This is a genomic window from Stenotrophomonas sp. 2YAF22 (genome assembly GCF_052114665.1).
Classification (GTDB): domain Bacteria; phylum Pseudomonadota; class Gammaproteobacteria; order Xanthomonadales; family Xanthomonadaceae; genus Stenotrophomonas; species Stenotrophomonas indicatrix.
Genome location: NZ_JBFRFE010000075.1, coordinates 1 through 10,416, shown reverse-complemented (window position 1 = coordinate 10,416; position 10,416 = coordinate 1). Strand labels below are relative to the sequence as shown.

Annotated in this window: 10 protein-coding genes; 4 read left to right on the top strand and 6 right to left on the bottom strand. The window is 66.9% G+C overall.

What is annotated here, in order from left to right:
- Positions 1-225: hypothetical protein (locus AB4Y84_RS05040; protein WP_442249842.1), on the top strand; the 225-nt coding region annotated here is incomplete at its 5' end.
- A gap of 70 nt (positions 226-295) precedes the next feature.
- On the opposite strand, the gene AB4Y84_RS05035 is transcribed toward AB4Y84_RS05040, so the two are convergent.
- Positions 296-802 carry an acyl-CoA thioesterase gene (locus tag AB4Y84_RS05035; protein ID WP_089238821.1) on the bottom strand — a complete coding sequence of 169 codons (507 nt, stop codon included), beginning with the start codon at positions 800-802 and terminating at the stop codon, positions 296-298.
- Positions 803-950: 148 nt separating this feature from the next.
- Complete coding sequence (metK, locus tag AB4Y84_RS05030; RefSeq protein ID WP_312111984.1) at positions 951-2,162, bottom strand: methionine adenosyltransferase; 1,212 nt, start codon at positions 2,160-2,162, stop codon at positions 951-953.
- A gap of 313 nt (positions 2,163-2,475) precedes the next feature.
- Here metK and AB4Y84_RS05025 point away from each other — a divergent pair, with 313 nt between their 5' ends.
- From AB4Y84_RS05025 to AB4Y84_RS05015, 3 genes are all read left to right on the top strand, one after another.
- Entirely contained in the window at positions 2,476-4,185 is a 1,710-nt protein-coding gene (locus AB4Y84_RS05025; RefSeq protein ID WP_442244648.1) for a lysophospholipid acyltransferase family protein, read from the top strand.
- Positions 4,182-4,982 carry a UDP-2,3-diacylglucosamine diphosphatase gene (locus AB4Y84_RS05020; protein ID WP_442249841.1) on the top strand — a complete coding sequence of 267 codons (801 nt, stop codon included), beginning with the start codon at positions 4,182-4,184 and terminating at the stop codon, positions 4,980-4,982. The genes AB4Y84_RS05025 and AB4Y84_RS05020 overlap by 4 nt, the downstream gene beginning before the upstream one ends.
- 117 nt (positions 4,983-5,099) lie before the next feature.
- Positions 5,100-6,134: a metal-dependent hydrolase gene (locus AB4Y84_RS05015; RefSeq protein WP_442244646.1), complete on the top strand. Its 1,035-nt coding sequence runs from the start codon at positions 5,100-5,102 to the stop codon at positions 6,132-6,134.
- Between the two features lie 110 nt (positions 6,135-6,244).
- Here AB4Y84_RS05015 and AB4Y84_RS05010 read toward each other — a convergent pair whose 3' ends face one another.
- From AB4Y84_RS05010 to AB4Y84_RS04995, 4 genes are all read right to left on the bottom strand, one after another.
- Complete coding sequence (locus AB4Y84_RS05010) at positions 6,245-7,072, bottom strand: class I SAM-dependent methyltransferase (RefSeq protein WP_442244645.1); 828 nt, start codon at positions 7,070-7,072, stop codon at positions 6,245-6,247.
- Between the two features lie 10 nt (positions 7,073-7,082).
- Positions 7,083-8,078 (bottom strand): tRNA dihydrouridine synthase DusB, encoded by a 996-nt coding sequence (gene dusB, locus AB4Y84_RS05005; RefSeq protein WP_312108319.1) that lies wholly within the window; start codon positions 8,076-8,078, stop codon positions 7,083-7,085.
- A gap of 312 nt (positions 8,079-8,390) precedes the next feature.
- Positions 8,391-9,356 (bottom strand): ribokinase, encoded by a 966-nt coding sequence (locus AB4Y84_RS05000; RefSeq protein WP_312108318.1) that lies wholly within the window; start codon positions 9,354-9,356, stop codon positions 8,391-8,393.
- 25 nt (positions 9,357-9,381) lie between these two features.
- Positions 9,382-10,416, bottom strand: a 1,035-nt coding sequence (locus AB4Y84_RS04995) for a NupC/NupG family nucleoside CNT transporter (RefSeq protein ID WP_442249840.1), incomplete at its 5' end; no start/stop codon positions are given.

The window sequence follows — 10,416 nt, the reverse complement described above, 5'->3', positions numbered from 1 at the left end:
GGCCAGTCGCTGGATTTGTACGGGATCGAGCGGGTGGTGCGTGACGTTCTGCGCAACGTCATCTGGTGCAAGTTGGTGAGCGATAGCGCCGAAGTGCACTTCGGATACGACTACTACATGTACGTGGTGTCGTCCGTGGATGCAGAGGCTGCACTGGCGGAGGCCGATCCGTTGTTGAACATCGAGCCGTTCCTTTCGCCCTATCTACCTGAGATGGACGAGTAGCGACGAGGAGGTTGCCGGCCAGCGGCCGGCACTACCGGTCTGCCAGGTGCCGAGCCCGGTCGGCCCGCGATCACTCTTCCGGCGACGGCGGATTGGACGCCAGCAGTTCCAGATGCCGTTGTTCCATTTCCTGGCGCAGCTGGCGGCGGATCAGCGCGGCGGCCTGGCGGCGCTTTTCGTCCGAACTGGCCGGCTGCAGCGATGGAACCGGCGTCGGCCGGCCTTCCTCGTCCACGGCCACCATGGTGAAGAAACAGCTGTTGGCGTGGCGCACGCTGCGCTTGAGGATGTCCTCGGCCACCACCTTGACGCCGATTTCCATCGACGAGGTGCCGGTGTAGTTCACCGAGGCCAGGAAGGTGACCAGTTCGCCGACCGCGATCGGCTGGCGGAACACCACCTGGTCCACCGACAGGGTGACCACGTAGCGGCCGGCATAGCGGCTGGCGCAGGCATAGGCGACCTGGTCGAGCAGGCGCAGGATCGCGCCACCGTGGACCTTGCCGGAGAAATTGGCCATTTCCGGCGACATCAGCACGGTCATGGACAGCTGGTGGGATTTGAGTTCGGTCGACATGGGGCGATTGTATCGGCAAGCGCCGGCACTACCATCTGCCGGCCAGCGGCCGGCACCCTCATGATGTGCGCAAACCGATGCATGGTTGCCGGCCAGCGGCCGGCACTACCGAAAGCAGAAGGGCCGCTTGCGCGGCCCTTCGTGTTTCTTATTTCAGCTTCGCATCGGCGCGCAGGGCGGCGGCGCGATCGGTCTTCTCCCAGGAGAAGGCCGTGGCGTTGACGGTCTCGCCTTCGCCGTTGAGGTAGCTGAACTCCTTCGGCTTGCGGCCGAAGTGGCCATAGGCCGCGGTCTGCTGGTACATCGGGTGGATCAGGTCCAGCATCTTGATGATGCCGTACGGGCGCAGGTCGAAGTGCTTGCGGATCAGCTTCTCGATCTTGTCGTCGCTGATCTTGCCGGTGCCGAAGGTGGTGACCGAGATCGAGGTCGGCTCAGCCACGCCGATGGCGTAGGAGACCTGCACTTCGCAACGGTCGGCCAGGCCGGCGGCCACGACGTTCTTGGCGACGTAGCGGGCAGCRTAGGCKGCCGARCGGTCGACCTTGGACGGATCCTTGCCRGAGAAYGCGCCRCCACCGTGACGGGCCCAGCCGCCGTAGGTGTCGACGATGATCTTGCGGCCGGTCAGGCCGCAGTCGCCCACCGGGCCGCCGATCTCGAACTTGCCGGTCGGGTTGATGTGGAACTTGGTGCCCTTGTGCAGCCACTTGGCCGGCAGCACCGGCTTGATGATTTCTTCGCGGACGGCCTCGATGAGGTCCTTCTGCTTGATGCCCGGGGCGTGCTGGGTCGACAGGACCACCGCGTCGATGGCCGAGACCACGCCGTTTTCATAGCGCAGGGTGACCTGGCTCTTGGCGTCCGGACGCAGCCACGACAGCGGCGAGTTGCGCTTCTTGCGGATCTTGGCCTGCTGCTCGACCAGACGGTGCGACAGGTGGATCGCCGCCGGCATGTAGCTGTCGGTTTCGTTGGTGGCATAGCCGAACATCAGGCCCTGGTCGCCAGCGCCCATTTCTTCCGGCTTCTTGCGGTCAACGCCCTGGGCGATGTGCGGGGACTGCTTGCCGATCAGGTTCAGCACGCCGCAGGTGGCGCCGTCGAAGCCGACTTCGGAGCTGTCATAGCCGATGTCCACGATGACCTTGCGGGTCAGCGCTTCCAGGTCGATCCAGGCGCTGGTGGTGATCTCGCCGGCAACGATGGCAACGCCGGTCTTGACCATGGTCTCGCAGGCCACACGGGCGCGCTGGTCCTGGGTCAGGATCGCGTCCAGCACCGCATCGGAGATCTGGTCGGCAACCTTGTCCGGATGGCCTTCAGAGACCGACTCGGAGGTGAAGAGGTAGCTGGACATCAGGCTTAATATCCTTTGATTCGGATGGAAAGATGGGCGCGAATGATACACGGGGTGCGCCGCCTGTGCATTGTGAACCCGTATGGGTTGCCGGTGGTTAAGGTGTTGTGCCCGGCAGGGCAAGGCCTGGCGGGCATTGCGGGGGCATCGTGCACAGGCAGTGTTCCACTGGCGTGACCATTGCCGCGCCCGCCGGGACCGGATGCGCCAGCGCCTGCGCCGTCATCATTCTGCCGCCAAACCGCCATCTGGCTGCCGCCTGCCGGGCGCAGGCTCTCGGCCAACCCGGCCGCCGGGCAGGAGGGGACACGCCATGCAGGAACTCGAACAGCGTCTGCAACAACGCTATCCCGACTGGTTCCATGGCCGTCGCGGCCAACTGGCCCGGCCCCTGCTGCGCAGCGTCGGGCGCTGGTCACGGCTGGACCGGATCGAGGCGTTCCTGCGCCGCAACGCCAACGTGCGCGGTTTCGACTTCGTCGCCGCCGGGCTGGAGTTCATCGAGGGCCGCTACCACGTGGACCCCGCCGCGCTGGCGCGGATCCCGGCCACCGGCCGCCTGCTGATCGTGGCCAACCACCCCTCCGGCGCGCTGGATGCGCTGGCACTGCTGGATGCGGTCGGCCGCATCCGCCGTGACGTGCGGATCGTGGCCAACGATCTGCTGGGCGCGATCGGTCCGCTGCAGGACCTGCTGCTGCCGGTACGCATCCTCGGTGGCAAGGTCCAGCGCACCAGCCTGCAGGCGGTGGAGCAGGCGCTGGCGGCCGAACAGTGCGTGATCGTGTTCCCGGCCGGCGAGGTCTCGCGGTTGTCGCTGCTTGGCATCCGCGATGGTCGCTGGCAGCGGGGGTTTGTCCGCTTTGCCCGTGCCGCCGCCGCTCCGGTACTACCGGTGCGGGTGGAAGCGCGCAATTCGGCGCTGTTCTACGGCGCCTCGACTCTGTTCAAGCCGGCCGGTACGGCACTGCTGGCGCGCGAGATGTTCGCCCGCCGCGGCCGGCCGCTGCGGCTGCGCATCGGCGAACCGATGCAGCTGGGGCAGGGGGATCCCGGCGCGCAGCTGCTGGCGGTGCGCCGCGCGGTATATGCGCTGGGGCGCGGCACAGCGATTGCCGAAGGCTGCCCGGCAGGGCCCGAGCCGCTGGCCGCGCCGGTGCCGCCTGCACAGGTCGCCGCTGGGATTGCCGCTGCCACCGTGCTGGGGCAGACCGCCGATGGCAAACAGATCCTGCTGGCCAGCTGCGCCGCTGATTCGCCGCTGCTGCACGAGCTGGGGCGGCTGCGCGAACTGACCTTCCGCCAGGTGGGCGAGGGCACGGGTCGCAGTCGCGACCTGGACGACTTCGACCTGCACTACCAGCACATCGTGATCTGGGATGGCACCGCTCAGCGCATCGCCGGTGCCTACCGGATCATGCGTGGCGCGCAGGCGTTGGCGCGCCGGGGCCTGGCCGGGCTCTACAGCGCTTCGCTGTTCCGCTATTCCGACGACGCCATTCCACGCATTGCCGAAGGCCTGGAATTGGGCCGCAGCTTCGTGGTGCCCGATTACTGGGGCAGCCGCAGCCTGGATTACCTGTGGCAGGGCATCGGCGCCTACCTGCAATGCCAGCCTGGCATCCGCTACCTGTTTGGTGCGGTGTCGATCAGCGCAGCACTGCCACGCGATGCGCGCGAGCAGCTGGTGGCCTACTACCAGCGGTATTACGGCGCGGCCGATGGGCGGGTGCAATCAAACCGGCCGTTCCAGTACTTCGCCGCGCCACCTTGCTTTGGTGAGATGGATGCGGCGGCGGCCTTCGACGTGCTCAAGGCCAATCTCGCCGCGCTCGGTACGGGTGTGCCCACCTTGTACCGGCAGTACACAGACCTGTGCGAACCCGGCGGTGCGCGGTTCCTGGCGTTCGGCGTCGACCCGGATTTCAGCGACTCGATCGACGGTCTGATCGAAGTCGACCTGCACGCGATCCGGCCACACAAGCGCAAACGCTATCTGCGCGATGCGGGGATGCCGGCATGAGCACGCTGGCGAACCTGGCACCGCATCGCCGCGCCGTGTTCGTCTCGGATGTGCATCTCGGGTCGCGGYATTGCCACGCCACCGAGCTGGCGCGTTTCCTCGGCACCCTGCGCTGCGAGCGCCTGTATCTGGTCGGCGACATCATCGATTTGTGGTGGATGGCGCACCGACGCGCCAACTGGCGGCAATCGCACAGCGAGGTCATCCTGGCCCTGCACGCGCTGCGCCGCGCCGGTACCGAGATCATCTACATCCCCGGCAACCACGACGCTTCGCTGCGCCAGGTGTGCGGCCTGATGCTGCCGGCGATGCAGGTTCGCCGCCGCGCGATCCACACCACGGCCGATGGCCGCCGGCTGCTGGTGGCGCATGGCGACGACTATGACGGTGTCACCCACTTCGGTGGCCTGCAGGAGCACTTTGGTGACTGGCTGTACTACCGCATCCTCACCGGCAACCACCTGTTGAACGCGGTGCGGCGTCGACTCGGGATGCGCTACTGGTCACTGTCCGAATTCCTGAAACGGCAGAGTGGCGCCGCTGAACGCTACATCGAGCGCTTCGTGCAGGCCGGCCTGGACGATGTTCGCCGGCGAGGCCTCGACGGCATCATCTGTGGGCACATCCACCGCGCCGCGCTGATCGAACGCGATGGTCTGGTCTACGCCAATGACGGCGACTGGGTGGAGAGCCTGACGGCATTGGCCGAGGACCACGACGGCGCCTTGCGGCTGCTGGACCACAACGGGCGGACGTTGGTGGAGCTGCCGGGAGCGCGGTTGTCGCAGGCGGCGTAGCGGGTGGACGCATCCTGGCGCCTTGCGATGCGCTCGACGTACTGGCGCCTGTCGAGCAATGGTGGCGCGGTTCGACGCTACCGAGACGGCGTCGACGCAACCCGCTAGCATCGGCCGATGGACTCATTGACCCAGATCGTTCTCGGCGGCGCCGTCGCTGCCGCCATCGCCCCGCCCGGACACCGCCGTGCCGCCCTGCTGGCCGGTGCTGCGCTCGGTACCCTGCCGGACCTGGATGCCCTGTGGCTGGGCTTTGCCGCCGCCGACCCGGTGGCGAACATGACCGACCATCGCAGCTTCAGTCATTCGCTGCTGGTGCTGCCGTGGGTGGCCGCGCTGATCTGGTGGCTGTTCAAGCGCTTCGGCAACGGCCGGGTGGCGCAATCACCGCTGCGCTGGTTCTGGGCGATCCAGCTGGCGCTGGTCACCCATCCGGTGCTGGATGCGTTCACCGTCTACGGCACGCAGCTGTGGTGGCCGTTGCAGCCACATCCCGCGATGGGCTCGAGTGTCTTCATCATCGATCCCGGCTACACGGTGTGGCTGCTGCTGGGCTGCGTGCTGGCCTGGTTCGGTCGCGCGCGACCGTGGGCGGGCAAGGTGCTCGGCGTTGCGCTGCTGCTCAGCAGTGCGTACCTGGGCTGGGGGGTGATCGCCAAGGCACAGGTCGACCGTGCCGCCCAGCAGAGCCTGGCCGCGATGGGCCTGGGCGACGCTCCGCGGTTCTCGGTGCCGATGCCGTTCAATACCCTGCTGTGGCGGGTCGTGGCGATGACCCCCAATGGCTACGTGGTGGGTGACCGCTCGCTGGTAGCCGACGAGGCGCCGATGCGTTTCGAAGGGCATCCGTCCAACGTGCAGGCATTGCGCGAAGCCGCGGAAATTCCGGCAGTACAGCGTCTGCAGTGGTTCAACCGTGGCTTCATGCGCGCGCAGGTGGTGCAGGGCAAGCTGGTGCTGAGCGACCTGCGCATGGGCCTGGAGCCGGACTACACCTTCAACTTCGCGGTGGCCGAGCAGGTTGACGGCCAGTGGCGCGCGATCGTGCCCGAGCAGCTGCGGGTGGACTACAGCAGCCCGGCCGCGCGTGCCGATGCCGGCCGCCGGTTGTCGGCGATGTGGCAGCGCATCTGGCACGAACCCGAGCAGTAGATCCACGCCATGCGTGGATGGGGTGTGCATCGGCGGCGGCAGCCACGCATGGCGTGGCTCTACTGCATCCGTGCACGCCGATCACATGGATGGCGTATACCGCAGGCCGCTCAATACACCGTTGCGCGGCCCTGCACGAACGAATAGAAGAACACCGCGTTCGGATCGTTCTGTACCAGCCGGAACTCGCGGCGCATGCCCTCCACGGTCTCTTCGTCCACCGTGCCTGCCTGCAGCAGCTGGTCGGCCGCCGACAGCAGCAGCTGTTCCCAGAACGCGATCATCGTCTTGCGGCGTGCCGGTTCGCGATTGTCCAGGTGGATGGTCTTGATCTCGGTGTGCACGTCGCGGAAGCCACCGGCCAGCAGCAGGTTGCCCAGCTTGGCGCCGACGAACGGATCACCGCCATGGTCATACTGGAAATCGTTGAAGGCCATCCAGTAGCGCCAGATGTGCGGCGAATACGGATCAAGCAGGAACGAGGCATTCATCACTTCGGTGATGTACACCGGCGAACCCGGGGCCAACACGCGACGTACTTCACTCAGCACGCGCGCCGGCGACGGCACGTGTTCCAGCACCCAGCACAGGAAGGCCGCATCGAAGGTGCGCGCATCGAAGGGCAGTTCGCCGGCATCGGCCTGCTGCAGGGTGTAACGGTCGCTGCACCACGGGGTGCGCGCCAGGTTCTCGCGTGCGGCTTCCAGCTGGGTCTCGCTCAGGTCCACGCCGGTCACGTGCAGCTCGGGGAAGCGACGCAGCAGGATCTCGGTCTGTGCACCCACGCCGCTGCCGACTTCCAGCAGGCGCTTTGCGCCGCTGTAATCGATCTGGCCGAAGATGCTCGATTCCAGCAGGCGCGCCTGGGTCATCAGGCGCTGCTGCTCGGTGCCGGAGAACCCGTGCAGGTAGGTCGGGGAAGAAATCGGCGGGGTCATGGGGGCGGGCTCAGGCAGCGGAAGACATCGCCGGTTCCCCGGCGATCAGGCGGTCGAAATAGTCGGTGGTCAGCGCGATCTGGCTGGCCGGATCTTCGGCGCGGTTGACCACCGCGCGGAACGCGGCATTCTCCGGCCGGTCCTTGGCGTACCAGCCAAGGTGCTTGCGCGCGATGCGCACGCCCTGCGGTTCGCCATAGAAATCGTGCAGCGCGTGCAGATGGCCGAGCAGGATGTCGCGGACTTCGGCCAGTGACGGCGGCGGCAGTTCTTCGCCGGTGGCCAGGTAATGCGCCACCTCGCGGAAGATCCACGGCCGGCCCTGTGCGGAGCGGCCGATCATCACCGCATCCACGCCGGTCTGCTGCAGTACGAAGGCGGCCTTCTGCGGCGAATCGATGTCGCCGTTGGCGATCACCGGGATGCGCAACGCAGCCTTGATCTCGCCGATCGTGGCGTACTCGGCCTGGCCGGTGTAGTGCTGGTCGCGGGTACGGCCGTGCACGGCCAGTGCGGCGATGCCACTATCTTCGGCAACGCGGGCGATGACTGGGCCATTGCGATGATCGCAGTCCCAGCCGGTGCGGATCTTCAGCGTCACCGGCACGTCCACCGCGTTCACCACTGCTTCCAGGATGCGCGCGACCAGCAGCTCGTCGCGCATCAGCGCCGAGCCCGCCCAGGCGTTGCACACCTTCTTGGCGGGGCAGCCCATGTTGATGTCGATGATCTGCGCGCCATGGTCGACGTTGTAGCGGGCGGCGTCGGCCAGCTGCTGCGGCTCTGTGCCGGCGATCTGCACGCTGATCGGCGCCGGCTCACCGGCATGGTCCATGCGGTGAATCGACTTGCGCGTATTCCAGAAACGCGGGTCGCTGATGGTCATTTCCGAGGCAGCCAGACCTGCGCCCAGCCGTTTGCACAGCAGGCGGAAGGGCTTGTCGGTGACGCCGGCCATGGGCGCGAGCACGACGTTGGGGGCAATGGAGTACGGGCCGATCTGCATGCGCCCATTGTAGGGCGCGGTTGGTGCCCCGGCTGGCTTGCCGGCCTGCCGTTTCAGACCCATCCGGACCGACCTCATGCCGGACGGGCATCAGCAGATGCTTGACGGTTGCTTCCGGCGCCCCCAAGGGCYGGTCATGGTGGGCGGCTCGGCGGGCCGGCAAGGCGCATCCACGCCACGCGTGGATGGGGCCATCGCACCCAGTACCCGGTAGATCCACGCCATGCGTGGATGGGGCCTTGCCCATGAACGTGAAAAGGCCCGGGCATCTGCATGCCCGGGCCCGATCATCATCCCCACGGGGATGTCGCGTTACTTCACTTCGGCATCGGCCGGGGTGAAGCGCGGCATTGCCGCGGCCGCGCCTTCCTTCTCGGTCGAGCGACCGGCGAACTGGTTGGCGAAGCGCACGTGGCGGGCGAACGGAGCGTCCGGCACCTGCGCCATCGAGGCCACCAGCGCACCGTTGAAGGCATCGCCGGCACCGGTAGTGTCGATTGCCTGCACCTGTTCGGCACCCACGCGGTAGTACGGCTGGGCGTCGCCACGCAGGTGCTCGTCGGCATGCGACACGAACACGCCCACCGAACCCAGGGTCACCACCACCGTGCCGTTGCCGACCAGCTTGCGGCACAGCGCGTGCAGGCTGGCGCCGTCCAGCGCGGCGACGTCGTTGGCATCCACGCGCTCGCCGACATGACGGCCGAGCAGGGCGGCGAACTCGGTTTCGTTCGGGGTGATCACATCGGCCAGCTTCAGCAGGCCGATGCTCGACGGGGCATCAGCCGGGGCGGCGTTGAGAACGGTGGTGACACCGGCCTCACGGGCCACGGCCAGGGCCGCTTCGATGGTCTGCACCGGCGATTCCAGCTGCACCAGCACCACTTTGGCGCCGGTCAGCAGGGCCTGCTGTTGCTGTACGAAGTCGGTGCTCAACGCCGCGTTGGCGCCCGGGCCGATGACGATGGTGTTGCGGCCACGGGCATCAACATAGATGCCCGCGGTGCCGGTCGGCTCGCTGCTGGCTTCGGCGATCAGCGCGAAACCATCCTGCGCGGCCAGGTCACGGGCGGTGGCACCACCCGCATCGTCGCCCAGTGCACACAGGAAGCTGGTGTCAGCGCCGGCACGGCAGGCGGCAACGGCCTGGTTGAAGCCCTTGCCACCGGGACCGGTGCTGTAGCGGCCGGCAATGGTCGCACCCGGTGCCGGCAGCGACTCGCACCGCCACACGTGATCGACATTGAAGGAACCGACGACAACGACACTGCTGCTCATAGGGAATCTTTTCTCGAACTAGGGTTCAGCTGAAATGCGTCAGCACGCCGGCGATGGTAGCCGTCATGAAGGTGGCGATGGTACCGCCCAGCACCGCGCGCAGGCCGAACTTGGCCAGATCGTGGCGTCGTTCCGGTGCCAACCCGCCGATACCGCCGATCTGGATCGCGATCGAACTGAAATTGGCGAAGCCGCACAGGGCGTAGGTGGCGATCAGGCGACCTTCTTCCGATAGGCTCATGCCCGGCACCTGGCCGTTCACGATCTTCGACAGTTCGGTGTAGGCGACGAACTCGTTGATCACGACCTTCTGGCCGATCAGCGAACCGACAGTGGTGGCGTCGGCCCACGGGGTGCCGATCACCCAGGCGATCGGCGCCAGCACGTAGCCGAAGATGGTCGACAGGTCGGTCGGCTTGCCGATCGCAGCAGCCAGGCCGGTCACTTCACCGATCCAGGTCAGCGGCGCATTGAGCAGGGCGATCAGGGCGATGAAGGCCAGCAGCATCGCACCGATGTTCAGTGCCAGCTTCAGGCCGTCACCGGCGCCGGCAGCGGCCGCGTCGATGATGTTGCTGGAGGTCTTCTCCACTTCCATCTTGACCGTGCCGCGGGTCAGCGGGGTGCCGGTTTCCGGAATCAGCAGCTTGGCCACGACCAGGGTGGCCGGGGCCGCCATGATGCTGGCCGCCAGCAGGTGCTTGGCGTAGAACGCCTGCTGCACCGGATCGCCACCGCCCAGCATGCCCACGTACGCGGCCAGCACGCCGCCGGCGATATGGGCCATGCCGCCGATCATCATCGTCAGCAGTTCGGACTGGGTCATCTTGGCGATGTACGGACGCACCGTCAGCGGCGCCTCGGTCTGGCCGATGAACACGCTGGCGCAGACGCTGGTGGTTTCCGCACCGGACACGCGCATCACCTTGGTGATCGACCAGGCCATCACCCGCACGATCGCCTGCATGACGTTGAGGTGGTACATGACCCCCATCAGCGCCGAGAAGAAGATGATCGTCGGCAGCACCTGGAAGGCGAAGATGAAACCGTAGTTCTTGAC

Bases quoted from the DNA above. Each gene is read 5' to 3' on its own strand.
- AB4Y84_RS05000 (WP_312108318.1), bottom strand. From the start codon at position 9,356: ATGAGCAGCAGTGTCGTTGTCGTCGGTTCCTTCAATGTCGATCACGTG.
- AB4Y84_RS05035 (WP_089238821.1), bottom strand. From the start codon at position 802: ATGTCGACCGAACTCAAATCCCACCAGCTGTCCATGACCGTGCTGATG.
- AB4Y84_RS05010 (WP_442244645.1), bottom strand. From the start codon at position 7,072: ATGACCCCGCCGATTTCTTCCCCGACCTACCTGCACGGGTTCTCCGGC.
- AB4Y84_RS05025 (WP_442244648.1), top strand. From the start codon at position 2,476: ATGCAGGAACTCGAACAGCGTCTGCAACAACGCTATCCCGACTGGTTC.
- dusB (WP_312108319.1), bottom strand. From the start codon at position 8,078: ATGCAGATCGGCCCGTACTCCATTGCCCCCAACGTCGTGCTCGCGCCC.
- AB4Y84_RS05015 (WP_442244646.1), top strand. From the start codon at position 5,100: ATGGACTCATTGACCCAGATCGTTCTCGGCGGCGCCGTCGCTGCCGCC.